The following is a 26,620-nucleotide window of genomic DNA, read 5'->3' on the forward strand; positions in this document are numbered from 1 at the left end:
TGCTACGGGTGTGCGGAGGGGCAGCCGGTATGACGGATCGAACCGGCTGGGTTCAGCGTACGTCGGCGCCGCCGAGCCGCTCGCCGGGAGCGATCCGCACCCCGCGGGCCCAGTCGGCGCCCCGCATCGGCTTCTTGCCCTGCGGCTGCACCCACAGCAGCTCCACGGCGTGCGAGCCGGTGCCGGCGTAGACGTTGTTCTTGGCCGCGGCCAGCACGCCGGGCGCCAGGTCCGTGCGGTCGGGCACCAGGCCGACCGAGATCAGCTTGAGCCGCTCCCCGCGGAAGACGGTCCACGCGCCCGGTGCCGGGGTGCAGCCGCGCACGACGCGGTCGGCGCGCATCGCCGGGGCCGCCCAGTCGATCCGGGCGTCCTCCACGGTGATCTTGGGTGCGAGCGAGATCCCGTCGGCGGGCTGCGGGACGGCGCGCAGGGTGCCGTCCTCGATGCCGTCCATGGTGGCGGCCAGCAGACCGGCACCGGCGAAGGCGAGCCGGGTGAGCAGGTCGCCGCTGGTGTCGGTGGCGCGGACCTCCTCGGTGAGGATCCCGTAGACGGGGCCGGAGTCCAGTCCCTCCTCGATCTGGAAGGTGGAGGCGCCGGTGACCTGGTCCCCCGCCATGATCGAGTGCTGTACGGGCGCGGCGCCGCGCCAGGCGGGCAGCAGCGAGAAGTGCAGGTTGACCCACCCGTGGCGGGGGATCTCGATGGCGCTCTTGGGGATCAGCGCCCCGTACGCGACGACCGGGCAGCAGTCCGGGTCGATCTCGCGCAGCCGGGCCTGGAAGTCGGGGTCGCGCGGCCGTGCGGGCTTGAGGACCTCGATCCCCGCCTCCTCGGCACGCTCGGCGACGGGGCTGGCGACGAGCCGGCGACCGCGGCCGGCGGGGGCGTCCGGCCGGGTGACGACGGCCGCGACCTCGTGCCGCCCGGAGGCGATGAGGGCGTCCAGGGCGGGCACGGCGACCTCGGGGGTGCCTGCGAAGACGAGCTTCACTGGGGTCCTACCTCGCTATCTCGGCTGTCAGCAGCGCACCAGTCTATGGGGCGTACGGGCTGGGGGTGTCCGGTGGCCGTCAGGGGGCGTACCCACACACACGCGCCTCTCGCATATGCCGACACGCCCCCAGAGCGTGACCTGGGCGCCGGGTGGCGCGTTGGTCAAGAGAGATTGACCAAAACGGGCCGCGTGTGAACGGTTTCTGCGGCCCGATCCGCCCTTCAGCACCGGTTCGAGAGGCTTCTTCATGGCCGACCACGCCACCCACGACGCCCAAGCCCGGGCCAGCCTGCACCTGCTGGTGCGGGACATCGAGCGGGTTCGCCGGCAGGTGGATGCCCTGCGTACGCTCACCGCCCAGCTCGGCAATGTGTACCGCCCGCGCCGCTCCGGTCCCTCCACGGGCTTCGTCGTCTACGGCCGGGCGCCCGCGCCCACCGTCCGCCTCGCCCAGGAGCTGCGGGACAGCGTCGAGACGCTGGTCACCGCCGCCGTGGACTTCGACCGCTCGCTCGGCTTCTCGTGGGACGCGGTCGGCTCGGCGCTGGGTGTGACCAAGCAGGCCGTGCACCGGCGCTACGGTGCCCGGCGTGCGCAGGCCGCGGAGTCCGCGGAGCCGCCGGCCGAGGGAACGCCGACCCGGACCCTGGGGCCGCTCCCCACGATCCCCGCGGCCCGCTCGGTGCCGCCGCAGCCGCTGCAGCCTCTGCGCGAGGACTCCCAGCCCGCCGCGAGCGCCCCCCGCTCCCCGGCCCTCCCGGGCCCCCGCAACGGCTGACCGGCCGCCCGCCGCCGGGACGCCGACCCCCGACGGCCCCAGCCGATCCCCGACCCCGCCGGAGCGCCCCCACGGGCCGCCCCGCCGGGGTCGTTCGGCGTCCAGGCCCGGGCCCTGCGGGCGCCCTCCCCCACCCCGCCCCTTCCCGAAACCGGGGCTCCGCCCCAGACCCCGTACGTGCGCTGCGCGCCCGTGCCCTCAAACGCCGGGCGGGCTGGAATTGCCCGCCGGGCATTTCAGCCCCGCCGGCGTTTGAGGGCACGGGGGGGCCGGGGCGGAGCCCCCGCCGGGTCCGGGGCGGAGCCCCGGAGACGGGGGCCGGGGCGGAGCCCCGGAGACGGGGGCCGGGGCGGAGCCCCGGAGACGGGGGGCCGGGGGCGGAGCCCACGGTTTCGGGAAGGGGCGGGGTGGGGGAGAAGCCCCGCGCGGCGGCACCCGGCGGACCGACCCGTCAGCCGATGTCCGGCGGGTCGATGCGGACCCGGACCGCCTCCGACGCCGGGACACCCCGCGCCATCCGGGCCGCCTGCGCCGACTTGAGAGCGGCGGCCAGGGCCGCGCCACTGCCCGGCGGGACCCGGACCAGCGCCCGCTCCCCGGGAGACGGCTCCCCCCGCCGCCCCGCGATCGGCACCGGCCCCAGGACCTCCGCATCCGGCGGCAGCCCGGCCCCCGCCAGGAACGCCTCCACCGCCTCCCCCCGCCCCGCCACCGCCGCCATCCGCGACACCGGCGGAAAACCGAGCTGGGCCCGCTCCGCGAGCTCCCGTACGGCATGGCCCACCGGATCCCAGCGCACCAGCGCCTGCACCGGCCGCAGCGTCGGCTCGGCGACCACGACGACCTGGCCGTCCCCCCGGACCAGCGACGCGGCCGCGATCCACCGGCGCAGCGCGTCCTCGCCCGCCCGCAGGTCGGGCCGGGTCAGCATCGCCCAGCCGTCGAGCAGCAGCGCCGCCGCGTACCCCTCCCCCGTCGCGACCGGTTCCGCCCCCGGGGTGCACACGACCAGCGCCGGCCGGTCCGGCACCTCGTCCAGGACGTGGTCGCGCCCGGAGGTCCGTACGGGCACGGCCGGGAAGGCCCGCCCCAGCTCCTCGGCCGTACGCCGCGCGCCGACCACCTGGGCCCGCAGCCGGAACGACCCGCACTCCTCGCAGTGCCAGGACGGTTCGGCCCGCCCGCACCACCCGCACTGCAGGTCCCGCTCGTCGGGGGCCTCCAGCGGCCCGGCGCAGACCGTGCAGCGGGCCGGCGTACGGCACCGCTCGCACGCCAGCCGGGGCACATAGCCCCGCCGCGGCACCTGGACGAGTACGGGCCCGGTCTTGAGCCCCTCCCGTACGGTCTCCCACGCCAGGCTCGGCAGCCGCGCCGCCCGGGCCGCCTCGTCGCGGGCCAGCAGTTCGTCGCCCACGGTGCGGATCCGCGGCGCGCAGGCCCGTACCGTCTCGCGGTCGGCGACCAGCGGCCGCGCCCAGCCCGACTCGACCAGCTGGGCGGCCTCCACGGTGCAGCTCGTGCTCCCGGCCAGGAAGCCGCAGCCGTCGCTGACGGAGCGCAGTTCCAGAACCTCCCGGACGTGCGGGAAGGGGGCGTGGTCGTCGCTGTGGCTGGAGTCCCCGTCGTCCCAGACGGCGACCAGCCCGAGGTCGCGCACGGGCGCGAACATCGCCGCCCGGGTGCCGAGGACGGCCCGCACCGAGCCCCGGCTCACGGCGAGCCACTGGCGGTAGCGCTTCTCGGGCCCGGACTCGGCGGTCAGCAGCGCGTGCCGCCCCTCGCCGAGCAGGGCGGTGAGCGCGGTGTCCACGCGGGCGGCGGTCCGCCCGTCGGGGACCACGGCGAGGGCCCCGCGGCCGGAGGCGAGGGTGGCGGCCATGGCACGGGCGAGCTCGTCGGCCCAGCCCGGGCCGGGCAGGGCGGTCCAGACGGCGCGCGGGGTTCCGCCGGTGGCGAGGGCGCGCAGGAAGGCGGGCCCGGAGCCGTACCGCTGCCAGCCGCCGGGCTCGGGCTCGGCGGGCGGAGGCAGCGGCTCGGGCGAGGGCTTGGCCTCGGCGCGGGCGTTGCGCGGGGGCAGCGCCAGCTGGAGTACGTCGGCCAGGCTGCCCGCGTACCGGTCGGCGACGGCCCGGGCGAGCGCCAGCAGGCGTGGGCCGAGCACCACCTCGGGCGAGACGACCTGGGCGAGGGCGGCGAGGGCTCCGTTGTAGTCGGACTCGGCGCGGCGCTCGACGATGAAGCCGTCGATGAGCCCGCCGCCCTCGCGGCGGCCGCCGTGCACCCGGTGGGAGCCGGCGCCGAAACGGACCCGGACGCGGACGCCGGGCTGGGCGGACTCGGAGAGTTCGGCGGGAACGGCGTAGTCGAAGAGCCGGTCGAGGTGGAGCACGCCCTTGTTCACGAGGACGCGGGCAACGGGCAGCTCCTCGGCGACGGCGGCCCCTCGCCAGGTACGGGGCTTCGCCTTGGGCGCCTTGGCCTTCGCCTCGGCGACCATCTCCCGGATCAGCGCCAGCTGCTCCGGCGGGGAATCGTTCGCGCTGCTCACATCAGCATTCTTACCAAACCGCACTGACAGACAGGGCATGCGAACGGCCCCGGACCACGAGGTCCGGGGCTGTTCGTCACGAGCGGTGGTGCTTACAGACCGGCGGCCGCGCGCAGCGCGTCCACGCGGTCGGTGCGCTCCCAGGTGAAGTCCGGCAGCTCGCGGCCGAAGTGGCCGTAGGCGGCGGTCTGGGCGTAGATCGGCCGCAGCAGGTCCAGGTCGCGGATGATCGCGGCCGGGCGCAGGTCGAAGACCTCGCCGATCGCGTCCTCGATCTTCTGGACCTCCACCTTGGCGGTGCCGAAGGTCTCGACGAAGAGACCGACGGGCTCGGCCTTGCCGATCGCGTACGCGACCTGGACCTCGCAGCGCGAGGCCAGCCCGGCGGCGACGACGTTCTTGGCGACCCAGCGCATCGCGTACGCGGCGGAGCGGTCGACCTTGGACGGGTCCTTGCCCGAGAAGGCGCCGCCGCCGTGGCGGGCCATGCCGCCGTACGTGTCGATGATGATCTTGCGACCGGTCAGGCCGGCGTCACCCATCGGGCCGCCGATCTCGAAGCGGCCGGTCGGGTTCACCAGCAGCCGGTAGCCCTCGGTGTCGAGCTTGATGCCGTCCTCGATGAGCTGGTTCAGGACGTGCTCGACGACGAACTCGCGGATGTCGGGAGCGAGCAGCGAGTCCAGGTCGATGTCCGAGGCGTGCTGCGAGGACACGACGACCGTGTCGAGGCGCACGGCCTTGTCGCCGTCGTACTCGATGGTGACCTGGGTCTTGCCGTCGGGGCGCAGGTACGGGATGGTCCCGTTCTTGCGGACCTCGGAGAGCCGCTTGGAGAGCCGGTGCGCGAGGTGGATCGGGAGCGGCATGAGCTCGGGGGTCTCGTCGCAGGCGTAGCCGAACATCAGGCCCTGGTCGCCGGCGCCCTGCTTGTCCAGCTCGTCCTCGTCGCCCTCGACCCGCTTCTCGTAGGCGGTGTCGACACCCTGCGCGATGTCCGGGGACTGCGCGCCGATGGACACCGACACGCCACAGGAGGCGCCGTCGAAGCCCTTCTTCGAGGAGTCGTAGCCGATCTCGAGGATCTTGTCGCGGACGAGCTGCGCGATCGGCGCGTACGCCTTCGTGGTCACCTCGCCCGCGATGTGCACGAGACCTGTGGTGATGAGGGTCTCCACGGCCACGCGCGAGGTCGGGTCCTCGGTGAGGAGCGCGTCGAGGATCGTGTCGCTGATCTGGTCAGCGATCTTGTCGGGGTGGCCCTCGGTCACAGACTCCGAGGTGAACAGACGACGGGACACAATGCTCCCTGGGGTTGCAGCGGCTGCTGGCTGATCATTTGGCGGAACCACACCGGGGGCTGCGCCCGATCACGTTCCGAATGCAGTTTATCGGTCGCCACCGATTAACGGACCACCCGTCTCGCCTTATGGGAGCCGTGTGACCTGCGGCACTCCATTCTGGCGCACGGATGTGACCAGGAGAAGGGATCTTCTCAGGCGCGTCGCGCCGGAAGGCGGACCGCCACCTGGTCCCACACCAGCTCCGCCAGATCTTCCTTCGGACCATAGGGAACCTGAGTCTCCGAACCGTCCGAGGCCAGGATCACAGCCTCGTTCTCCTCCGAACCGAAGGTCTTGGCTTCGCCGACCTCGTTGACGACGAGAAGATCACATCCCTTGCGCCGGAGCTTGGCCCGCCCGTTGGCGAGGACGTCGTCGGTCTCGGCGGCGAACCCCACGACGACCTGGCCGTCCCGGGCCCGGTCGGCCGAGATCTCGGCGAGGACGTCGGGGTTCCGCACGAGGGCGACCGGCGCCGGCTCCTGCCCGTCCTTCTTCTTGATCTTCCCGCCCGCGTACTCGGCGGGGCGGAAGTCGGCCACGGCCGCGGCCATCACCACGGCGTCGGCGTCCGCCGCCGCCTTGAGGACCGCCTCCCGCAGCTGTACGGCCGTCCCCACGCGGACGACGTCCGCCCCGGCCGGGTCGGCCAGCGCGGTGTTGGCCGCGACCAGGGTGACCCGGGCCCCCCGGGCGACGGCGGTACGGGCGAGCGCGTAGCCCTGCTTGCCGGAGGAGCGGTTGCCGAGGAAGCGGACCGGGTCCAGCGGTTCCCGCGTGCCGCCCGCGCTGATCACCACGTGCCGCCCGGCGAGGTCCGGCTCGCTCACCCCGCGCGCGAGGACCCGCCGGCACAGCTCGTAGATCTCCTCGGGGTCGGGCAGCCGGCCCTTGCCGGTGTCCTTGCCGGTGAGCCGGCCCACGGCGGGCTCGATGACGACCGCTCCGCGCCGCCGCAGCGTGGCCACGTTCTCCTGGGTGGCGGGGTGCTCCCACATCTCGGTGTGCATGGCGGGGGCGAAGACCACCGGACAGCGGGCGGTGAGCAGGGTGTTCGTGAGCAGGTCGTCGGCCAGTCCGTGGGCGGCCTTGGCCAGCATGTCGGCGGTGGCCGGGGCGACCACGACGAGGTCGGCGGACTGCCCGATGCGTACGTGCGGAACCTCGTGGACGGTCTCCCACACCTCGGTGGAGGCGGGATTCCCGGACAGGGCGGCCCAGGTGGCCTCACCGACGAAGTTCAGGGAGGCCGCCGTCGGCACCACCCGCACCTCGTGCCCGGACTCGGTCAGCAGGCGCAGCAGCTCGCACGCCTTGTAGGCGGCGATCCCGCCGCTGACCCCCAGCACGACCTTCGGCTTACCCACCAGGCACTCCTCTTCAGGATCCATCTCACTGTGACACCTATGGGGCCTATGACACACCACAGGCCCGGCAGATGTTCTGCCGGGCCTGCGGTGAAAGGAATTTTCGGTGCTTACTGAGCCGGGGCCTCGATGGCCTCGGAGGTCAGCAGACCCGCGTTGATCTCGCGCAGCGCGATCGAAAGCGGCTTCTCGTGGACGTGGGTGTCCACCAGCGGGCCGACGTACTCGAGCAGGCCCTCACCGAGCTGCGAGTAGTACGCGTTGATCTGACGCGCGCGCTTGGCCGCGTAGATCACGAGGCTGTACTTCGAGTCAGTAGCCTCGAGCAGCTCGTCGATCGGCGGGTTGATGATGCCCTCGGGCGCAGTGATGGAAGAGGACACGCTCTACCTTCCGAAGAATGGGTGAAAGATCAAGCATTGAGCGACATGAACATCGATCAACGATCAGACAACTTCCATCAAGGCTAGCAGCTCACGGGCTACATCCTCGACGGAGGTGTTGACAAGGGTGGTGTCGAACTCGGACTCGGCAGCCAGTTCGATCTTGGCGGTCGCGAGTCGGCGCTCGATGACCTCGGCCGATTCGGTGCCCCGGCCGGTGAGCCGGCGGACCAGCTCGTCCCAGCTCGGCGGGGCCAGGAAGACCAGTTGGGCTTCGGACATCGACTCGCGGACGAGCCGGGCGCCCTGGAGGTCGATCTCCAGCAGGACCGGTTCGCCGTTCTCCAGGCGTTCCAGTACTGCGCCGCGCGGTGTGCCGTAGCGGTTGCCCGCGAACTCGGCCCACTCCAGCAGCTCGCCGTTGGCGATCAGCTTGTCGAACTCGTCGTCGTTGACGAAGAAGTAGTGGACTCCGTGTCGCTCACCGGGCCGCGGCTTGCGGGTGGTGGCCGACACCGAGAGCCATACCTCCGGGTGGACCTTGCGCATATGCGCGACGACCGTGCTCTTGCCGACCCCCGAAGGGCCGGAGAGCACGGTCAGCCGCGGACGAACCTCTGCTGCCATAGAGCGATTATCCAGGTTCTCGGGACTGCCTGAGAACGCGGGAAGAACTCCGGGCGACGCGTCAGCCGGCAGGGGTGCCGAACTCACGCTCCAGAGAAGCGATCTGGTTGGAACCGAGACCTCGGACACGCCGGGACTCGGAGATGCCGAGGCGCTCCATGATCTGCTTGGCGCGCACCTTGCCCACGCCAGGCAGGGACTCCAGCAGGGCGGAGACCTTCATCTTGCCGATGACGTCGTTCTCCTGGCCGGTCTTGATGACCTCTTGGAGCGAGGCGCCGGAGTGCTTGAGTCGATTCTTCACCTCGGCCCGCTCCCGGCGAGCCGCGGCGGCCTTTTCGAGCGCGGCTGCGCGCTGTTCAGGGGTAAGGGGCGGAAGAGCCACGCCTACGTCACCTCGGATGTCGAACTGTCGGATACGGACCGGTGGAGAACCCGCAGGCACCCCACCAGGCGAGCTCCCGAACAGCGGTGGAACTCGTTCGCTGCGCGTTCACTCTGCTCGGAGACTAGCGGCCATCACCGCTCCAGTCAGCGAGAACGAACGAAAAGTCCTGGTCAGCCTCCACTGAACCGTACATCACGGACAAAATACCCCTGTTTTGTCCGGTGAAAGACGTTCGAATTTCGTCAGACAGTGCGATGACGCCGTCCGGCAGCCGCCGCGAACGCACCGAATCCGTGTGCGGCGGGAGCCGCACACGGACGGATCGGGCGGATGATCAGGCGGAGACGGCCTCGCGGATCTCGTCCGCGAACTGCCGCGCCGAGGTGCGCAGGGCCGTCGCGTCCGGACCGTGCTTCAGCACGCCCCGCGACACGTTCGGGACGACGTTGCGCACGGCCTTGCCGAACACTGCCGGCAGGTCCGCCGCCGTCGCTCCCTGCGCGCCGATGCCGGGGGCCAGCAGCGGCCCGTTGATGTCCAGGTCGAAGGAGGACAGGTCGCCCAGCGTGGCGCCGACCACGGCCCCGAAGGAGCCCATCGGTGCCGCGCCCGCGTTCTCGGCCGCGAGGTGCGCCAGCATCGTCGCGCCGATCGTCCGGCCGTCCTCCCGTACCGCCCGCTGGACCTCCGCGCCCTCCGGGTTCGAGGTCAGCGCGAGGACGAACAGACCGGCGCCGGACTCGCGCGCCAGGTCCACCGCCGGGCGCAGGGATCCGTAGCCGAGGTACGGGGAGACGGTGAGCGCGTCCGAGAAGAGCGGCGAGGACGGCGAGAGGAAGGTCTCCGCGTACGCCGCCATCGTCGAGCCGATGTCGCCGCGCTTCGCGTCCATCACCACGAGGGTGCCCGCCGCCCGCGCGTCGGCCACGCTCCGCTCCAGCACCGCGATGCCGCGCGAGCCGAACCGCTCGAAGAAGGCCGCCTGCGGCTTGAAGACCGCCACCTGGTCGGCCAGCGCCTCCACCACGGTGCGCGAGAACCGCTCCAGGCCCGCGATGTCGTCGTTCAGGCCCCAGGAGGCCAGCAGGGCCGCGTGCGGGTCGATGCCCACGCACAGCGGGCCGCGGGAGTCCATCGCCTCGCGGAGGCGGGTACCGAACGGGGTCACGGGGGTCACGGTCACTGCGCGGCCTTTCGGGTCTCGGCGCCCACCGCTTCGGCGAGCGTCGTGTACGGGCTGTTGGCCAGGCGCGCGGCCAGGCCCTTGTGGACGGCACGGGCGTAGAACGGGCCCTCGTAGATGAAGGCGCTGTACCCCTGGATCAGCGTGGCGCCGGCCAGGATCCGCTGCCAGGCGTCCTCGGCGTTCTCGATGCCCCCGACGCCGACGAGGACCAGCCGGTCCCCCACACGGGCGTACAGGCGCCTCAGGACCTCCAGCGAGCGCTCCTTGACCGGCGCGCCCGACAGGCCGCCGGTCTCCTTCACCAGGGACGGGGCGGACTTCAGGCCGAGACCGTCGCGCGCGATCGTCGTGTTGGTCGCGATGATGCCGTCGAGGCCCAGCTCCAGGGCGAGGTCCGCGACCGCGTCGACGTCCTCGTCGGCCAGGTCCGGGGCGATCTTGACCAGCAGCGGGACCCGGCGGTCGGTGACCACCCGGTCCGCGGCCTCCCGTACGGCCGACAGCAGCGGACGCAGCGACTCCGTCGCCTGGAGGTTGCGCAGGCCCGGCGTGTTCGGCGAGGAGACGTTGACGACGAGGTAGTCGGCGTGGCGGGCGAGGCGCTCGGTCGAGGCCACGTAGTCCCCCACCGCCTCCTCCTCGGGCACGACCTTGGTCTTGCCGATGTTGACGCCGACGACCGTCTTGAAGACCGGGTTACGGGCCGCCAGACGCTCGGCGACGGCGGCCGAGCCCTCGTTGTTGAAGCCCATGCGGTTGATCAGCGCGCGGTCCGGCACCAGCCGGAACAGCCGCTTCTTCGGGTTGCCGGGCTGCGGCTCGGCCGTGACCGTGCCGATCTCGATGTGGTCGAAGCCGAGCATCGACATGCCGTCGATGGCGACGGCGTTCTTGTCGAAGCCGGCCGCGAGGCCGAAGGGGCCGTGCATGCGCAGGCCGAGGGCCTCGGTGCGGAGCGAGGCGTGGCGCGGGGCGAGCCAGGCCGCGATGAAGGTGCGCAGCACCGGGATGCGGGCCGCGAGGCGGATCCAGCGGAAGGCCGTGTAGTGGGCCTGCTCCGGGTCCATCCGCTTGAAGACCAGGTTGAAGAAGAGTTTGTACATCGTCGAGAAGGATCCCTCTGCGCTCATGGAAAGGGGGACACCCGTCGTGAAACCGGTGTCCCCCTCCCCGTGTCCGGGCTGTACGGGCTGTTAGGGCCTGCCCGGCCTGTCAAGCCGGGCTCGCGGGGCCCTAGTCGCGGGCCGCGGTCAGGTGCTCCGCGTGCTCCTGGAGGGAGCGGACGCCCACGTCGCCGTGGTTGAGCGCGTCGATGCCCTGGACGGCCGCGGCGAGTGCCTGGACCGTGGTCAGGCACGGGACGCTGCGCGCCACGGCCGCCGTGCGGATCTCGTAGCCGTCGAGGCGGCCGCCGGTGCCGTACGGGGTGTTGACGATCAGGTCGACCTGGCCGTCGTGGATCAGCTGGACGATGGTCTTCTCGCCGTTCGGGCCCTCGCCCTCGCTGAGCTTGCGCACCACGGTGGCGTTGATGCCGTTGCGGCGCAGCACCTCGGCGGTGCCGGAGGTGGCGAGGAGTTCGAAGCCGTGGGCGACGAGCTCGCGCGCCGGGAAGATCATCGAGCGCTTGTCGCGGTTGGCGACGGAGATGAAGGCGCGGCCCTTGGTGGGCAGCGGGCCGTAGGCGCCGGCCTGCGACTTGGCGTAGGCCGTGCCGAAGACGGAGTCGATGCCCATGACCTCGCCGGTGGAGCGCATCTCCGGGCCGAGGACGGTGTCCACGCCGCGGCCGTGGATGTCGCGGAAGCGCGACCACGGCATGACGGCCTCCTTGACGGAGATCGGCGCGTCGAGCGGCAGCGTGCCGCCGTCGCCGGTCTTCGGCAGCAGGCCCTCGGCGCGGAGCTCGGCGATGGTGGTGCCGAGCGAGATGCGGGCGGCGGCCTTCGCCAGCGGGACGGCGGTCGCCTTCGAGGTGAAGGGGACGGTCCGGGAGGCGCGCGGGTTGGCCTCCAGGACGTAGAGGATGTCACCCGCCATCGCGAACTGGATGTTGATCAGGCCGCGGACGCCGACGCCCTTGGCGATGGCCTCGGTGGAGGCGCGCAGGCGCTTGATGTCGTAGCCGCCGAGGGTGATCGGGGGCAGGGCGCAGGCCGAGTCGCCGGAGTGGATGCCGGCTTCCTCGATGTGCTCCATGACGCCGCCGAGGTAGAGCTCGGTGCCGTCGTAGAGGGCGTCGACGTCGATCTCGATCGCGTCGTCGAGGAACCGGTCGACCAGCACGGGGCGGGTCGGGGAGATCTCGGTGGACTCGGCGATGTACGACTCGAGGCGCGCCTCGTCGTAGACGATCTCCATGCCGCGGCCGCCGAGCACGTACGACGGGCGGACGAGGACCGGGTAGCCGATCTCGTCGGCGATGGCCTTCGCACCCGTGAAGGTGGTGGCGGTGCCGTGCTTGGGGGCGGGCAGGCCGGCGTCGGCGAGGACCTGGCCGAAGGCGCCGCGGTCCTCGGCGGCGTGGATGGCCTCGGGCGAGGTGCCGACGACCGGTACGCCGTTGTCCTTGAGCGCCTGGGCGAGACCGAGCGGGGTCTGGCCGCCGAGCTGGACGATGACACCGGCGATGGGGCCGGCCAGCGACTCGGCGTGGACGATCTCCAGCACGTCCTCGAGCGTCAGCGGCTCGAAGTACAGGCGGTCGGAGGTGTCGTAGTCGGTGGAGACGGTCTCCGGGTTGCAGTTGACCATCACGGTCTCGTAGCCGGCGTCGCTGAGGGCGAAGGAGGCGTGGACGCAGGAGTAGTCGAACTCGATGCCCTGGCCGATGCGGTTCGGGCCGGAGCCCAGGATGATGACCGCGGGCTTCTCGCGCGGGGCGACCTCGCTCTCCTCGTCGTACGAGGAGTAGAAGTACGGGGTCTTCGCGGCGAACTCGGCGGCGCAGGTGTCGACCGTCTTGTAGACGGGACGGACGCCCAGCGCGTGCCGGACCTCGCGGACGACGTCCTCGCGCAGGCCGCGGATCTCGGCGATCTGGGCGTCGGAGAAGCCGTGGCGCTTGGCCTCCGCGAGCAGCTCGGGGTGGAGCTTGTCGGCGGCGGCCAGGTCGTCCGCGATCTCCTTGATGAGGAAGAGCTGGTCGACGAACCAGGGGTCGATCTTCGTGGACTCGAAGACCTCTTCCTGGGTGGCGCCGGCGCGGATCGCCTGCATGACGGTGTTGATGCGGCCGTCGGTCGGGCGGACGGCGGTGGCGAGCAGCTCGGCCTTGTCGCCGGGCTCGCCGACGAAGGTGAACTGCGAGCCCTTCTTCTCCAGGGAGCGCAGGGCCTTCTGGAGGGCCTCGGTGAAGTTGCGGCCGATGGCCATGGCCTCGCCCACCGACTTCATGGTGGTGGTGAGGGTGGCATCGGCGAGCGGGAACTTCTCGAAGGCGAAGCGCGGGGCCTTGACGACGACGTAGTCGAGGGTCGGCTCGAAGGAGGCCGGGGTCTTCTCGGTGATGTCGTTGGGGACCTCGTCGAGCGTGTAGCCGATGGCCAGCTTGGCGGCGATCTTGGCGATCGGGAAGCCGGTGGCCTTCGACGCGAGCGCCGAGGAGCGCGAGACGCGCGGGTTCATCTCGATGACGATGACGCGGCCGTCGACCGGGTCGATCGCGAACTGGATGTTGCAGCCGCCGGTGTCGACGCCGACCTCGCGGATGATCGCGATGCCGATGTCGCGCAGCCGCTGGTACTCGCGGTCGGTGAGCGTCATCGCCGGGGCGACGGTGATCGAGTCACCGGTGTGGACGCCCATCGGGTCGAAGTTCTCGATGGAACAGACGACGACGACGTTGTCCTTGGTGTCGCGCATCAGCTCCAGCTCGTACTCCTTCCAGCCGAGGATGGACTCCTCCAGGAGCACCTCGGTGGTCGGGGAGAGCGTCAGGCCCTGGCCGGCGATGCGGCGCAGCTCCTCCTCGTTGTGGGCGAAGCCGGAGCCGGCGCCGCCCATGGTGAAGGAGGGGCGCACGACGACGGGGTAGCCGCCGAGGGTCTCGACGCCCGCCAGGACGTCGTCCATCGAGTGGCAGATGACCGAGCGGGCGGACTCGCCGTAGCCGATCTTGGCCTTGACGGCCTCGACGACGCCCTTGAAGAGGTCGCGGTCCTCGCCCTTGTTGATGGCCTCGACGTTGGCGCCGATGAGCTCGACGCCGTACTTCTCCAGCACCCCCTGTTCGTGCATGGAGATGGCGGTGTTCAGCGCGGTCTGGCCGCCGAGGGTGGGGAGCAGCGCGTCGGGGCGCTCCTTCGCGATGATCTTCTCGACGAACTCGGGGGTGATCGGCTCGACGTACGTGGCGTCGGCGATCTCCGGGTCGGTCATGATCGTCGCGGGGTTGGAGTTCACCAGGATGACCCGCAGGCCCTCGGCCTTGAGGACGCGGCAGGCCTGGGTGCCGGAGTAGTCGAACTCGGCGGCCTGGCCGATGACGATCGGGCCGGAGCCGATGACCAGGACGGACTGGATATCGGAGCGCTTAGGCACGATCGGCCTCCATCAGGGCAGTTTCCATCAAAGACGTGAAGCGGTCGAAGAGGTACGCGGCGTCGTGCGGACCGGCGGCCGCCTCGGGGTGGTACTGGACGCTGAAGGCGGGCTGGTCGAGCAGCTGGAGGCCTTCGACGACGTTGTCGTTCAGGCAGACGTGGGAGACCTCGGCGCGGCCGTAGGGGGTCTCGGAGACCTTGTCGAGGGGTGCGTCGACGGCGAAGCCGTGGTTGTGCGCGGTGATCTCGACCTTGCCGGTGGTGCGGTCCTGGACGGGCTGGTTGATGCCGCGGTGGCCGTACTTCAGCTTGTAGGTGCCGAAGCCGAGCGCGCGGCCCAGGATCTGGTTGCCGAAGCAGATGCCGAAGAGCGGGGTCTTGCGGGCGAGCACGCCCTGCATGACGGAGACCGCGTGGTCGGCGGTGCCCGGGTCGCCCGGGCCGTTGGAGAAGAACACGCCGTCCGGGTTGACCGCGTACACGTCCTCGACGGTGGCGGTGGCGGGCAGTACGTGCACCTCGATGCCGCGCTCGGCCATCCGGTGCGGGGTCATGCCCTTGATGCCGAGGTCCACGGCGGCGACGGTGAACTTCTTCTCACCGATGGCGGGGACGACGTACGTCTCCTTGGTGGCGACCTCGGCGGACAGGTCGGCACCGGTCATCTCGGGGGCCTGGCGCACCTTGGCGAGCAGCATGCCGTCGTCGGCGATCGCGTTGCCGGAGAAGATGCCGACGCGCATGGCGCCGCGCTCGCGCAGGTGGCGGGTCAGGGCGCGGGTGTCGATGCCGGAGATCCCGACGACACCCTGCTTGACCAGCTCCTCGTCCAGCGAGCGCCGGGAGCGCCAGTTGGAGGGGACGCGGGCGGGGTCGCGTACGACGTAACCGGACACCCAGATGCGGGAGGACTCGGGGTCCTCGTCGTTGACGCCGGTGTTGCCCACGTGCGGGGCGGTCATCACGACGACCTGGCGGTGGTACGACGGGTCGGTGAGGGTCTCCTGGTAGCCGGTCATGCCGGTGGAGAACACGGCCTCACCGAAGGTCTCCCCGTGGGCGCCGTAGGCGCGGCCCCGGAAGATCCGACCGTCCTCCAGGACGAGTACGGCGGGAGTTTTGTCTGCTCCCCTGGTGGAGGTCGTCATCGTTCGGCGCCTTCCGTCGTGATGGATGAGTTCATGAGATTGACGGCTTCGACCCAGGCGGCGTGTTCGGCCGCGCGGTCGGAGCGGAATCCGGAGTCGATCAGCTTGTCGCCGTGCGCCCAGGTGACGACGAGCAGACCGCCCTCGGTGAGTACCTTGCCCGCGATTCCCTTGTCGAGGCGGGCGCCGCGCAGCTGCGCGGCCGGTACGAAGAAGTCGGTGGCCCCCGGACGGACCACGTCGAGGCCCGCGTCGGTGAGCGTGAGCTCGACCCGGCTGCGGACGCCCAGACCGTGGGCGACGATCCGGTCGAGCCACTGCCCGGCGGTGGTGGACCCGTGGTAGCGGCCGGTCAGGGCGAGCCGGTGCTGGGGGAGACCGTCGGGGGCGGCGGGCAGCTCCGGCAGGTCGTTCTGCAGGGCGCCGCGCCATTTCCAGCCCTGCCGCATCAGCCAGTACACGAACGCGATGAAGACGACCAGGCCGATCACCCACGCCATGCGGGCGCCGAAGCTGGTCACCTCCGCCGACTGTCGTTCGGCGGCCTCGGCGGCCAGTTGGATTACTGCAGGTGTCACGCCAGTTTCCCGTCCACGACCGTTGCCCGGCCCCGCAGGAAGGTGTGAGTGACGCGACCCGGCAGCTCACGGCCCTCGTAAGGCGTGTTGCGGCTGCGGGAGGCGAAGTGTGCGGGGTCCACGACACCACGGTACGAGGTATCGACCAAGGTCAGGTTCGCGGGTTCACCTGCCGAGACGGGGCGGCCGTGGTTGTCCAGGCTGCCGATGCGCGCGGGCGCGAAGGACATCCGCTCCGCGACGCCCGCCCAGTCGAGCAGTCCGGTCTCCACCATCGTCTGCTGGACGACGGAGAGCGCGGTCTCCAGGCCCACCATGCCCATGGCGGCGGCGGCCCACTCGCAGTCCTTGTCCTCGTGCGGGTGCGGGGCGTGGTCGGTGGCGACGATGTCGATCGTGCCGTCGGCGAGCGCCTCGCGCAGGGCCATGACGTCGCGCTCGGTGCGCAGCGGCGGGTTGACCTTGTAGACCGCGTTGTACGAGCGGACGAGCTCCTCGGTGAGGAGGAGGTGGTGCGGGGTGACCTCGGCGGTGACGTCGATGCCGCGGGCCTTGGCCCAGCGGACGATCTCGACGGAGCCGGCGGTGGAGAGGTGGCAGATGTGCACGCGGGAGCCGACGTGCTCGGCGAGGAGCACGTCGCGGGCGATGATCGACTCCTCGGCGACGGCCGGCCAGCCGCCCAGGCCGAGCTCCGAGGAGACGACGCCCTCGTTCATCTGGGCGCCCTCGGTGAGGCGGGGCTCCTGGGCGTGCTGGGCGACGACACCGCCGAAGGCCTTCACGTACTCCAGGGCGCGGCGCATGATCACGGCGTCGTCGACGCACTTGCCGTCGTCGGAGAAGACGGTGACGCGGGCGGCGGAGTCGTGCATGGCGCCCAGCTCGGAGAGCTGCTTGCCCTCCAGGCCGACGGTGACGGCGCCGATGGGCTGCACGTCGCAGTAGCCGGACTCCTTGCCCAGGCGCCAGACCTGCTCGACGACGCCGGCGGTGTCGGCGACCGGGAAGGTGTTCGCCATGGCGAACACGGCGGTGTAGCCGCCGGAGGCGGCGGCGCGGGTGCCGGTGAGGACGGTCTCGGAGTCCTCGCGGCCGGGCTCGCGCAGGTGGGTGTGCAGGTCGACGAGGCCGGGCAGGAGGATCTGGCCCTCGGCCTCGATGACGGTCGCGCCTTCGGCGGACAGGCCGGTGCCGACCTCCGCGATGGTCTCGCCGTCGATCAGGACGTCCTGCGCCTCGCCGCCGAGTACCTTCGCGCCACGGATAAGGATCTTGCTCATGGTTACTTGCTCTCCTCGGTACGGGCGGCGGTGGTGGTGACGGCGGGCTCGGATCCGCCCAGCAGGAGGTACAGGACGGCCATCCGGGTGGACACGCCGTTGGCGACCTGCTCGACGGCCGTGCAGCGGTCGGAGTCGGCGACCTCGGCGGTGATCTCCATGCCGCGGTTCATCGGGCCGGGGTGCATCACGATGGCGTGCTCGGGCATCTTCGCCATGCGGTCGCCGTCGAGCCCGTACCGGCGGGAGTACTCGCGCTCGGTCGGGAAGAAGGCGGCGTTCATGCGTTCGCGCTGCACACGCAGCATCATCACAGCGTCGGACTTCGGCAGCACCTCGTCCAGGTTGTACGAGACCTCGCACGGCCAGCTCTCGACGCCGATCGGCACCAGCGTGGGCGGGGCCACCACGGTGACCTGGGCGCCCAGGGTGTGGAGCAGCTGGACGTTGGAGCGGGCGACGCGGCTGTGCAGGACGTCGCCGACGATGGTGATCCGGCGGCCGTTCAGGTCCTTGCCGAGGCCGGCGTCGCGGCCGACCAGGCGCCGGCGCATGGTGAAGGCGTCCAGCAGGGCCTGGGTGGGGTGCTCGTGGGTGCCGTCGCCGGCGTTGACCACGGCGGAGTCGATCCAGCCGGAGGTCGCGAGCCGGTAGGGGGCGCCGGAGGCGTGGTGGCGGATGACGACCGCGTCGGCGCCCATGGCCTCCAGGGTCAGCGCGGTGTCCTTCAGGGATTCGCCCTTGGAAACCGAGGAACCCTTGGCGGAGAAGTTGATGACGTCGGCGGAGAGCCGCTTGGCGGCCGCCTCGAAGGAGATCCGGGTGCGGGTGGAGTCCTCGAAGAAGAGGTTGACGACGGTGAGGCCGCGCAGGGTGGGCAGCTTCTTGATCGGCCGGTCCGCGACGCGGGCCATCTCCTCGGCGGTGTCGAGGATCAGGACGGCGTCGTCGCGCGTGAGATCGGCGGCCGAGATGAGGTGGCGCTTCATCTGGATGGCTCCGTAGGTCGGGAGGGCAGCAGGCAGGCGTACTGACTGGCGGGGGGTGCGGGCGGGCAGGGCAGGCTGCGGCGCGGACCCCGTGGGGGCCCGGTCAGTCGTACGGACTACTGCCCGGCTGCCTGGGCGGTCCGCTGGCCGAGCAGCACGGCGTCACGGCCGTCCTCCTCCTGGAGCTGGACCTTGACGGTCTCCCGCAGCGACGTGGGGAGGTTCTTGCCGACGTAGTCGGCGCGGATCGGCAGTTCGCGGTGGCCCCGGTCGACGAGGACGGCGAGCTGCACGGCGCGGGGGCGGCCGAGGTCGCCGAGCGCGTCGAGGGCGGCGCGGATGGTGCGGCCGGAGAAGAGAACGTCGTCGACGAGGACGACGAGACGCCCGTCGATGTCGTCGCCGGGGATCTCGGTGCGGCCGATCGCGCGGGCGGGCTTCATGCGCAGGTCGTCGCGGTACATGGTGATGTCGAGGGAGCCGACCGGGATCTTCGTGCCGGTGATCTCTTCGAGCTTGGCGGCGAGCCGGCGGGCGAGGTACACACCGCGGGTGGGGATGCCGAGGAGCACCACGTCGTCGGCGCCCTTGGCGCGTTCGACGATCTCGTGGGCGATGCGGGTCAGGACCCGCGCGATGTCCTGCGCTTCGAGTACGGGGCGCGTGGAATCGCTGATCTGCTGGGTGTCCATGAAAAGGACCTCCTTCTCCGCCTCACGGGACGGACCTTAAAGGACGTCTGATGTACGTCTCCCACGGTACCAGGGGACGGGCGGTAACCCGTCACCCGGCTGGTGCGCGGGGGCCCTCACGGGGCTCCTGGGGCTGTCCCCGAGGAGGGCGACGGAGACCATTCAGCTTGACGCATCCAAGTAACGCTGCGTAACCTCACAGTGAGTTACCAGCCGCGCGGCTGAGCCGCACGTGGTCATGTCGTCACAGCGTCCGGGAGCGTTATGTCCAGCGAATACGCCAAACAGCTCGGGGCCAAGCTCCGCGCCATCCGCACCCAGCAGGGCCTTTCCCTCCACGGTGTCGAGGAGAAGTCCCAGGGCCGGTGGAAGGCCGTAGTGGTCGGGTCCTACGAGCGCGGGGACCGCGCCGTGACCGTCCAGCGCCTCGCCGAGCTGGCGGACTTCTACGGGGTTCCGGTGCAGGAGCTGCTGCCGGGGACGACGCCCGGCGGAGCGGCCGAGCCGCCGCCGAAGCTGCGCCTCGACCTGGAGCGCCTGGCGGGCGTGCCCGCCGAGAAGGCCGGCCCGCTCCAGCGCTACGCGGCGACGATCCAGAGCCAGCGTGGCGACTACAACGGCAAGGTGCTGTCGATCCGCCAGGACGACCTGCGCACCCTGGCCGTCATCTACGACCAGTCCCCCTCGGTCCTGACCGAGCAGCTGATCAGCTGGGGCGTGCTGGACGCGGATGCCCGTCGCGCCGTGGCGCACGAGGAGATGTAGTCCCCGGTCCCAGGACCAGCAGAAACGTTACCGGTGGGTGCCGGGAGTCCGAGAGGACTCCCGGCACCCACCTTTTTGCGTCCGGCCACGGCGGCCACAGAGGCCACAGAGGCCTCAGCGGCCGCGCAAAAGCGGAGGGGCCGCAGCGCGTGCGCTGCGGCCCCTCCGCTCGATCCGAACCGCCGGACGCTAGTCGCGGCGGAGGTTCGGCTTCAGCTCCTTGAAGCGGGCCAGCAGCCCGTTGACGAACGAGGGGGACTCGTCCGTCGAGAACTCCTTGGCCAGCTGGACGGCCTCGTCGATGGCCACGGCGTCCGGGGTGTCGTCCACCCAGATCAGCTCGTAGGCACCGAGCCGCAGGATGTTCCGGTCCACGACCGGCATGCGGTCGAGCTCCCAGTCCACGGCGTAGGTGACGATCAGGTCGTCGATGCGGTTCACCTTGTCGGCGTAACCCTCGACGAGATCCATCGTGAAGGCGCTGACCGGCGGCTGCCGGTCGTCCGACCGCGCGTGGCGAATCCAGTCCGCGAGGACCTCGCGCACGGGCACGCCGCGCTGGTCGGCCTCGAAGAGGATCTGGAAGGCGCGCTTTCGCGCATTGCTCCGAGCAGCCACGGGTTAGTTGCTCTTCCGGCCGAGGTAGTCGCTGGTGCGGGTGTCGACCTTGACCGTCTCGCCGGTGGTGACGAAGAGCGGGACCTGGATCTCGTAGCCGGTCTCCAGCGTGGCGGGCTTGGTGCCACCGGTGGAGCGGTCGCCCTGGACGCCCGGGTCGGTGTGCTCGATCTTCAGCTCGACCGCGGCGGGGAGCTCGACGTAGAGCACCTCGCCCTCGTGCTGGGCGACGGAGGCGGTGAAGCCCTCGATCAGGAAGTTCGCGGCGGCGCCGACGGCCTTCTTGTCGACCATCAGCTGCTCGAAGGTGGTCATGTCCATGAAGACGAAGTACTCGCCGTCCATGTACGAGAACTGCATGTCGCGCCGGTCGATCGTGGCCGTCTCGACCTTCGTGCCGGCGTTGAAGGTCTTGTCGACGACCTTTCCGGAGAGCACGTGCTTGAGCTTGGTGCGCACGAAGGCCGGGCCCTTGCCGGGCTTGACGTGCTGGAACTCGACGACGGACCAGAGCTGGTCACCGTCGAGCTTGAGCACCATGCCGTTCTTGAGGTCGTTCGTGGAAGCCACGGTTGCGGAATCTCCTGCACTGGAAGACCACGGGTGCGCGCACAGCCCGGCACAGCGGGCTAGAGCGCGAGCAGCTCCTTGGTCGTAATGGTGAGTAGCTCGGGACCGCCGTCCGCCTCGGGGCGCACGACGAGCGTGTCATCGATCCGGACACCTCCCCGGCCCGGGAGGTGAACCCCCGGTTCGACGGTGACCGGCACGCAAGCGTCCAGTTTACCCATTGCCGTAGGTGCAAGCTGCGGGTCCTCGTCGATTTCGAGACCCACGCCGTGTCCGGTCGACGGAGCGAGTGCTTCCCCATGGCCCGCGGAGTCCAGTACCGACCGCGCGGCATGATCCACATCACGGTACGCGGCCCCCGGCAGCAGGGCCTCGCGCCCGGCCCGCTGCGCGGCGAAGACCAGGTCGTACAGCTCGATCTGCCAGTCCGCCGGGGTCGTGCCGATCACGAACGTACGGCCGATCTCGCACCGGTAGCCGCGGTAGTTGGCGCCGAGGCAGACGGTGAGGAAGTCCCCCTCCTCCACCCGGCGGTCGGACGGCCGGTGCCGGGAGCGGCCGGAGTGCGGGCCGGTCCCGACGGAGGTCGGGAAGGCGGGCCCGTCCGCCCCGTGGTCGACGAGGCGCCGCTCCAGCTCCAGGGCGAGGTGGCGTTCGGTCCGCCCGACGAGGATGGACTCCAGCAGTTCACCGAGGGCCTGGTCGGCGATCTCGGCGGCGATCCGCAGGCAGGCGATCTCCTCCTCGTCCTTGACGAGGCGCTGCTGCTCCACGGCGGTGCCCAGGTCGGCGAGCCTCAGCCGGGGCGCGACGGAGTGCAGGGCCCGGTGCCGGGCGACCGTGAGGTGGTGCTCCTCCACCGCGAGCGAGTCGGCGCGTACGGCGGCGGCCATGTCGCCGGCCGCGACGGCCGGGTCCCCGCCGGTACCCGACAGCACGGAGACCCGGAGCCGTTCGTCGAGCCGGCCCTCGTCGGCCTCACCGGTGGGCGGGCGGCCGCAGAACAGCACGTCCTCGGTGGGTCCGACGAGCAGTACGGCGCCCAGCGGGGAGGCCCCGGAGAGGTAGCGGACGTTCGCCGGACATGTGATCAGTGCGGCGGCGTTGCCCGCGGCGGCGCAGCGGTCGCGAAGCGTGCCCCGGCGGGCGGCGTACACGTCTGACATGTCTTCGAGCGTACGAGCGCCTCGCGCATCCGGCCTGACGAGCGCGTCCGGACGTGCGGCCGGGGCTCCGCCCGGACCCGCGCCTCAAACGCCGGCGAGGCTGAAATTGCCCTGCGGGCAGTCCAGCCCGCACGGCCAGGCCGCGCCCGCCAGACGGCATCAGCCGAGTCGCTAGGTCAGCGCGCGCGCCAGGGTTTCGTCCAGGGCGCGCGCCGTGCCCTCGACGTCGAGGTGGGAGTTGTCGATGATCGGGAGGCCGGAGCCGTACCAGCCCGCCATCCGGCCATGGATCCGCGCGACCTCCTCGTCGGAGAGCCGGCGGTTGCCGGAGCGGGCCGCGTTGCGCTCCAGGACGATCTCCAGGCCGGGCAGCAGCACCACGGGCAGCAGCGCGGGGCCCACGTGGCGCTTCCAGCCGCCCAGGCCGACCACCGGCCGGTCCGGGAAGACGGCGTCGTCCAGGATGCAGGAGATCCCGTTCGCCAGGTAGTTGCGGGCGGCGAACCCGCACGTGCGGCGGGCCAGGCGGTACTGGGCCTCGGAGTGCTCGTTCCAGCCCGCCTGCGGGTCCGCGAAGCCCGAGCACACCCACTCCCGGACGTCGTCCAGGCTGACGTGCGCGGTCGGTACGGGCCGGGTGCTCGCCCAGTGCCGGGCCACGGTGGTCTTCCCCGCGCCGGCCGGGCCGATCAGCAGCACCGCGAGCGTGGCCCCGCCGGTACCCGCCACCGCGGGCGGCAGCGGGATGTGCCCGGTGGCCTCCGGGACGGGCGCCACCGGGGGCGGCGGTACCGAAGGTGGCGCTGCCGGGGGCCGGGAGTGGGCGGGGGGCGAACCCGGCCAGCCCTGCGCCGGGGGTATCGGCGGTTGCGGGGGCGCCGCCGGGTGCGGTCCCGGCTGCCCCCAGCCCGCGCCCCCGCCTCCCACTCCTTGCTGCATCCGCTGCCACTCCGTCTCGTTCCGGCGACTGATGCGAGAACGTTATATGACCCCGGGGGCCGAACCGTCCACCAGCCCGGCCCCGGGCTGCCGAAGCGTCAGGCGGTGATCTCGTCCGCGAGCGCGCGCAGCGCCAGCCGGTACGACCCGATGCCGAAGCCCGCCACCGTCCCGGTCGCCACGGACGCGATGACCGAGGTGTGCCGGAACTCCTCGCGCGCGTACGGGTTCGAGATGTGCACCTCGATCAGCGGCGCGGTGCGCTGCGCGGCCGCGTCCCGCATGGCGTACGAGTAGTGCGTGAAGGCCCCCGGGTTGATGACCACGGGGATCTTCCCGTCGGCCGCCTCGTGCAGCCAGCGCACCATCTGCCCCTCGTCGTTGGTCTCGCGGACCTCGACGTCGAAGCCGAGCTCCTCCCCCAGCGAGCGGCAGCTCTCCACCAGCCCCGCGTACGAGGTGGCCCCGTACACGTCGGGCTCGCGCGAACCGAGCCGACCCAGGTTCGGGCCGTTCAGCACGAGGACTCGGCGGCTCACGCGGCGACCTCTCCGTACGCGGCCACCAGCACGGCCGGGTCGGGGCCTTCCAGGACGGTCGGCTTCGCCAGCCCGTCGAGGACGATGAAGCGCAGCAGGTCGCCGCGGGACTTCTTGTCGACCTTCATGGTCTCCAGCAGCTTGGGCCACTGGTCGCCGCGGTAGGTCAGCGGCAGGCCCACCGAGGCGAGGACCGCCCTGTGCCGGTCGGCCGTCGCGTCGTCGAGGCGGCCCGCGAGCCGGCCGAGCTCGGCGGCGAAGACCATGCCGACGGACACGGCGGCACCGTGCCGCCACTTGTAGCGCTCGTTCTTCTCGATGGCGTGCGCGAGGGTGTGGCCGTAGTTGAGGATCTCGCGGAGTCCCGACTCCTTGAGGTCGCTGGAGACCACGTCGGCCTTGACCTGGATGGAACGCACGATGAGCTCGGCCGTGTGCGGGCCGGCCGGCGTACGGGCCGCCTGCGGGTCCTCCTCGATCAGTTCGAGGATCTTCGGGTCGGAGATGAATCCGGCCTTGATGATCTCGGCGAGGCCGCTGACGTAGTCGTTGACGGGCAGCGAGTCCAGGGCGGCCAGGTCGCACAGCACACCGGCCGGCGGGTGGAAGGCGCCGACGAGGTTCTTGCCCTCGGCGGTGTTGATGCCGGTCTTGCCGCCGACGGCCGCGTCGACCATCGCGAGGACGGTGGTCGGTACGGCGACCCAGCGCACCCCGCGCAGCCAGGAGGCCGCGACGAAGCCCGCGAGGTCGGTGGTGGCGCCGCCGCCGACACCGACGATCACGTCGGTGCGGGTGAAGCCGGACTGGCCGAGGGCCTTCCAGCAGTACGCCGCCACCTCGACGGTCTTGGCCTCCTCGGCGTTCGGCACCTGGATGGCGACCGCCTCGTAGCCCTGCTCCGCCAGGTCGTCGCGCAGTGCCTCACCGGTCGAGGCCAGCGCCTCGGGGTGGATCACGGCGACCCGCTTGGCCTTCGTACCGATCAGCGTGCCCAGCTCGCCGAGCAGCTGCCGGCCGACCAGCACGTCGTACGCGTCGTGTCCGGCGCTCGCGCCGACGTGGATCCGCGTCACCTGGTCTGTCATACGTCCTTCAACTCCAGAGCGTCGAGGACCGCCTGGGCGACCTCTTCGGGGGTGCGGTCGTCGGTGGCCACCACGACGCGCGCGACTTCGGTGTACAGAGGGCGCCGGGCGTCCATCAGTTCGCGCCACTGGCGGCGCGGGTTGACGGCGAGCAGCGGGCGCGCGGCGCCGAGGCCCACGCGCCGTACGGCTTCCTCGACGTCCATCGACAGGTAGGCGACGGGCAGGCCGGTCAGCAGCTTGCGGGTGCCCTCGTCGAGGACGGCGCCGCCGCCCAGGGCGAGGACTCCGGTGTGCTCGGCGACGGCGGCCGCGACCGCCCGGCGCTCCAGCTCACGGAAGTACGGCTCGCCCTCGTCGACGAACAGGTCGGAGATCTCCCGGCCCTGGGCCGCGACGATGTCCGCGTCGGTGTCCCGGTAGGGGACGCCGAGCCGCTCGGCGAGGAGCGCGCCCACCGTGGACTTGCCGGACCCCATGGGTCCGACAAGTACGACGACCGGTCCGCTCGGTCCGGCCGTCACCGGATCTGCAGGTGGTCGAGGTACGACCGGACGTTGCGCCGGGTCTCGGGGACGGAGTCCCCGCCGAACTTCTCGACCACGGCGTCGGCCAGCACGAGGGCGACCATGGCCTCGGCCACGATGCCCGCGGCCGGCACGGCGCAGACGTCGGAGCGCTGGTGGTGGGCCACCGTCGCCTCACCGGTCGCCACGTCCACGGTCGCCAGCGCACGGGGCACGGTGGCGATGGGCTTCATGGCGGCCCGTACGCGCAGCAGCTCGCCGGTGGTCAGACCGCCCTCGGTGCCGCCGGAGCGGCCGGAGGTGCGCTTGAGGCCCTCGGGGGTGGAGACGATCTCGTCGTGCGCCTTCGAGCCGGGCACGCGGGCGAGTTCGAAGCCGTCGCCGACCTCGACGCCCTTGATGGCCTGGATGCCCATGAGGGCGGCGGCGAGGCGGGCGTCGAGACGGCGGTCCCAGTGGACGTGCGAGCCGAGGCCGACGGGGACCCCGTAGGCGAGGACCTCGACGACGCCGCCGAGGGTGTCGCCGTCCTTGTGGGCCTGGTCGATCTCGGCGACCATCGCCTTGCTCGCGTCGGCGTCGAGGCAGCGCACCGGGTCGGCGTCGAGCTTGTCGACGTCGGCGGGGGTCGGGTAGACGCCGTACGGGGCCTTGGCCGCGGCCAGCTCCACCACGTGCGAGACGATCTCGATGCCCGCGACCTCCTTGATGAAGGAGCGGGCGATCGCGCCGAGGGCGACGCGGGCGGCGGTCTCACGGGCGCTGGCGCGCTCCAGGATCGGCCGGGCCTCGTCGAAGCCGTACTTCTGCATGCCCGCCAGGTCGGCGTGGCCGGGCCGCGGACGCGTCAGCGGCGCGTTGCGGCCGGTGTCCTTGAGCAGCGACGGGTCGACCGGGTCGGCCGACATGACCGTCTCCCACTTGGGCCACTCGCTGTTGCCGACCATGACCGCCACCGGGGAACCGAGCGACAGCCCGTGCCGGACGCCGCCCAGGAAGGTGATCTCGTCCTGCTCGAACTTCATCCGGGCACCGCGGCCATAGCCGAGCCGGCGCCGGGCCAGGTGGTCGGCCACCAGCTCGGTGGTGACGGGGACGCCGGCGGGAAGGCCCTCCAGCGTCGCTACCAGCGCCGGTCCGTGCGACTCCCCGGCGGTCAGCCAACGCAACCTGCTCAACGATGCTCCTCATGCTCGCGCCTGCTAAAGCCATGGCGCGATCTGGGGGCCCCTCCCAGCGGTAGCTGGGGGAGTGCGCGGCCCGGACCCGCCGTACCCGATCCTCCCATGTCCGGCGGGGTTTACCGGGCCCAGGTCCAGCTATCGGACGCCTTGTCCGTCAGGTGACCCGTCCGCGGCGCTCCCGGCGCCAGGTGATCGCCGTCCACACGCCGATGGAACCCATGATTCCGATGATGGTCACCTTGGCCCAGAGGGGCAGACCGCCGAACAGCACTCTGGCCATGGTGAAGAGCGCGAAGGGGATGTCCCACTTCGACGCGAGTATCTGGTCGGTGCCTGTCTGGTCCATGCCGCCCCCCATGATCAAATA

General features: G+C 71.6%; 26 protein-coding genes. 2 read left to right on the forward strand and 24 right to left on the reverse strand.

Annotated elements, in window-relative coordinates; all coding sequences use genetic code 11:
* Window positions 1-52 precede the first annotated feature (52 nt).
* A complete protein-coding gene (gene fmt, locus ACGFYQ_RS14090; RefSeq protein ID WP_393743483.1) occupies window positions 53-997 on the reverse strand; it encodes a methionyl-tRNA formyltransferase in 945 nt (314 codons plus the stop codon).
* Between the two features lie 250 nt (window positions 998-1,247).
* Here fmt and ACGFYQ_RS14095 point away from each other — a divergent pair, with 250 nt between their 5' ends.
* Window positions 1,248-1,778 carry a hypothetical protein gene (locus tag ACGFYQ_RS14095; RefSeq protein WP_393743485.1) on the forward strand — a complete coding sequence of 177 codons (531 nt, stop codon included), beginning with the start codon at window positions 1,248-1,250 and terminating at the stop codon, window positions 1,776-1,778.
* A gap of 451 nt (window positions 1,779-2,229) precedes the next feature.
* Here the strand turns inward: ACGFYQ_RS14095 and ACGFYQ_RS14100 are convergent, their stop codons facing one another.
* From ACGFYQ_RS14100 to pyrR, 14 genes are all read right to left on the reverse strand, one after another.
* Window positions 2,230-4,278: a primosomal protein N' gene (locus tag ACGFYQ_RS14100; protein WP_393744031.1), complete on the reverse strand. Its 2,049-nt coding sequence runs from the start codon at window positions 4,276-4,278 to the stop codon at window positions 2,230-2,232.
* 143 nt (window positions 4,279-4,421) lie between these two features.
* On the reverse strand, window positions 4,422-5,630 hold the full coding sequence (metK, locus tag ACGFYQ_RS14105; protein WP_328924704.1) for a methionine adenosyltransferase: 1,209 nt from the start codon (window positions 5,628-5,630) through the stop codon (window positions 4,422-4,424).
* Between the two features lie 194 nt (window positions 5,631-5,824).
* The gene (coaBC, locus tag ACGFYQ_RS14110; RefSeq protein WP_393743487.1) at window positions 5,825-7,039 is read right to left on the reverse strand and encodes a bifunctional phosphopantothenoylcysteine decarboxylase/phosphopantothenate--cysteine ligase CoaBC; all 1,215 of its coding nucleotides are present in this window, start codon (window positions 7,037-7,039) and stop codon (window positions 5,825-5,827) included.
* 110 nt (window positions 7,040-7,149) lie between these two features.
* A complete protein-coding gene (gene rpoZ / locus ACGFYQ_RS14115; RefSeq protein ID WP_004948662.1) occupies window positions 7,150-7,422 on the reverse strand; it encodes a DNA-directed RNA polymerase subunit omega in 273 nt (90 codons plus the stop codon).
* 63 nt (window positions 7,423-7,485) lie between these two features.
* Window positions 7,486-8,049: a guanylate kinase gene (gene gmk, locus ACGFYQ_RS14120; protein ID WP_393743489.1), complete on the reverse strand. Its 564-nt coding sequence runs from the start codon at window positions 8,047-8,049 to the stop codon at window positions 7,486-7,488.
* A 61-nt stretch (window positions 8,050-8,110) separates the two neighbouring features.
* On the reverse strand, window positions 8,111-8,434 hold the full coding sequence (locus ACGFYQ_RS14125; protein WP_008740406.1) for an integration host factor: 324 nt from the start codon (window positions 8,432-8,434) through the stop codon (window positions 8,111-8,113).
* A 337-nt stretch (window positions 8,435-8,771) separates the two neighbouring features.
* Window positions 8,772-9,614 (reverse strand): orotidine-5'-phosphate decarboxylase, encoded by an 843-nt coding sequence (gene pyrF / locus ACGFYQ_RS14130; protein ID WP_393744033.1) that lies wholly within the window; start codon window positions 9,612-9,614, stop codon window positions 8,772-8,774.
* A gap of 2 nt (window positions 9,615-9,616) precedes the next feature.
* Entirely contained in the window at window positions 9,617-10,726 is a 1,110-nt protein-coding gene (locus tag ACGFYQ_RS14135; RefSeq protein ID WP_393744035.1) for a quinone-dependent dihydroorotate dehydrogenase, read from the reverse strand.
* Window positions 10,727-10,856: 130 nt separating this feature from the next.
* The gene (gene carB / locus ACGFYQ_RS14140; protein WP_393743492.1) at window positions 10,857-14,165 is read right to left on the reverse strand and encodes a carbamoyl-phosphate synthase large subunit; all 3,309 of its coding nucleotides are present in this window, start codon (window positions 14,163-14,165) and stop codon (window positions 10,857-10,859) included.
* A complete protein-coding gene (carA, locus tag ACGFYQ_RS14145) occupies window positions 14,158-15,315 on the reverse strand; it encodes a glutamine-hydrolyzing carbamoyl-phosphate synthase small subunit (protein WP_393743494.1) in 1,158 nt (385 codons plus the stop codon). The genes carB and carA overlap by 8 nt, the downstream gene beginning before the upstream one ends.
* The gene (locus ACGFYQ_RS14150; RefSeq protein ID WP_393743496.1) at window positions 15,312-15,893 is read right to left on the reverse strand and encodes a hypothetical protein; all 582 of its coding nucleotides are present in this window, start codon (window positions 15,891-15,893) and stop codon (window positions 15,312-15,314) included. The genes carA and ACGFYQ_RS14150 overlap by 4 nt, the downstream gene beginning before the upstream one ends.
* Window positions 15,890-17,176: a dihydroorotase gene (locus ACGFYQ_RS14155; RefSeq protein WP_393743498.1), complete on the reverse strand. Its 1,287-nt coding sequence runs from the start codon at window positions 17,174-17,176 to the stop codon at window positions 15,890-15,892. The genes ACGFYQ_RS14150 and ACGFYQ_RS14155 overlap by 4 nt, the downstream gene beginning before the upstream one ends.
* A 2-nt stretch (window positions 17,177-17,178) precedes the next feature.
* Window positions 17,179-18,165 (reverse strand): aspartate carbamoyltransferase catalytic subunit, encoded by a 987-nt coding sequence (locus ACGFYQ_RS14160; protein WP_393743500.1) that lies wholly within the window; start codon window positions 18,163-18,165, stop codon window positions 17,179-17,181.
* A gap of 116 nt (window positions 18,166-18,281) precedes the next feature.
* Window positions 18,282-18,857 carry a bifunctional pyr operon transcriptional regulator/uracil phosphoribosyltransferase PyrR gene (gene pyrR, locus ACGFYQ_RS14165; RefSeq protein ID WP_388567079.1) on the reverse strand — a complete coding sequence of 192 codons (576 nt, stop codon included), beginning with the start codon at window positions 18,855-18,857 and terminating at the stop codon, window positions 18,282-18,284.
* A 264-nt stretch (window positions 18,858-19,121) separates the two neighbouring features.
* Between pyrR and bldD the strand changes: the two genes are divergently transcribed.
* Window positions 19,122-19,622 (forward strand): transcriptional regulator BldD, encoded by a 501-nt coding sequence (gene bldD, locus ACGFYQ_RS14170; RefSeq protein WP_393743503.1) that lies wholly within the window; start codon window positions 19,122-19,124, stop codon window positions 19,620-19,622.
* Window positions 19,623-19,811: 189 nt separating this feature from the next.
* Here bldD and nusB read toward each other — a convergent pair whose 3' ends face one another.
* The 9 genes from nusB to ACGFYQ_RS14215 all read right to left on the reverse strand — a co-directional run bounded on the left by nusB (window position 19,812) and on the right by ACGFYQ_RS14215 (window position 26,599).
* Window positions 19,812-20,240, reverse strand: a complete 429-nt coding sequence (nusB, locus tag ACGFYQ_RS14175) for a transcription antitermination factor NusB (RefSeq protein ID WP_393743505.1) — start codon at window positions 20,238-20,240, stop codon at window positions 19,812-19,814.
* Window positions 20,241-20,243: 3 nt separating this feature from the next.
* On the reverse strand, window positions 20,244-20,810 hold the full coding sequence (gene efp / locus ACGFYQ_RS14180) for an elongation factor P (RefSeq protein WP_393743507.1): 567 nt from the start codon (window positions 20,808-20,810) through the stop codon (window positions 20,244-20,246).
* Between the two features lie 59 nt (window positions 20,811-20,869).
* Window positions 20,870-21,976, reverse strand: coding sequence for a M24 family metallopeptidase (locus tag ACGFYQ_RS14185; protein ID WP_393743509.1), 1,107 nt, complete (start codon window positions 21,974-21,976; stop codon window positions 20,870-20,872).
* Between the two features lie 171 nt (window positions 21,977-22,147).
* Window positions 22,148-22,915, reverse strand: coding sequence for an AAA family ATPase (locus ACGFYQ_RS14190; RefSeq protein WP_393743511.1), 768 nt, complete (start codon window positions 22,913-22,915; stop codon window positions 22,148-22,150).
* Window positions 22,916-23,013: 98 nt separating this feature from the next.
* Window positions 23,014-23,454, reverse strand: a complete 441-nt coding sequence (gene aroQ / locus ACGFYQ_RS14195) for a type II 3-dehydroquinate dehydratase (RefSeq protein ID WP_393743513.1) — start codon at window positions 23,452-23,454, stop codon at window positions 23,014-23,016.
* Window positions 23,451-24,542, reverse strand: coding sequence for a 3-dehydroquinate synthase (gene aroB / locus ACGFYQ_RS14200; RefSeq protein ID WP_393743515.1), 1,092 nt, complete (start codon window positions 24,540-24,542; stop codon window positions 23,451-23,453). Before aroB ends, aroQ begins: the two co-directional genes overlap by 4 nt.
* Window positions 24,539-25,021 carry a shikimate kinase gene (locus tag ACGFYQ_RS14205; protein WP_393743517.1) on the reverse strand — a complete coding sequence of 161 codons (483 nt, stop codon included), beginning with the start codon at window positions 25,019-25,021 and terminating at the stop codon, window positions 24,539-24,541. Before ACGFYQ_RS14205 ends, aroB begins: the two co-directional genes overlap by 4 nt.
* A gap of 41 nt (window positions 25,022-25,062) precedes the next feature.
* Entirely contained in the window at window positions 25,063-26,247 is a 1,185-nt protein-coding gene (gene aroC / locus ACGFYQ_RS14210; RefSeq protein WP_393743519.1) for a chorismate synthase, read from the reverse strand.
* Window positions 26,248-26,407: 160 nt separating this feature from the next.
* Window positions 26,408-26,599 carry a hypothetical protein gene (locus ACGFYQ_RS14215; protein WP_393743521.1) on the reverse strand — a complete coding sequence of 64 codons (192 nt, stop codon included), beginning with the start codon at window positions 26,597-26,599 and terminating at the stop codon, window positions 26,408-26,410.
* Between the last annotated feature and the right edge of the window lie 21 nt (window positions 26,600-26,620).

Source organism: Streptomyces sp. NPDC048258 (genome assembly GCF_043201995.1).
Taxonomy (GTDB): domain Bacteria; phylum Actinomycetota; class Actinomycetes; order Streptomycetales; family Streptomycetaceae; genus Streptomyces.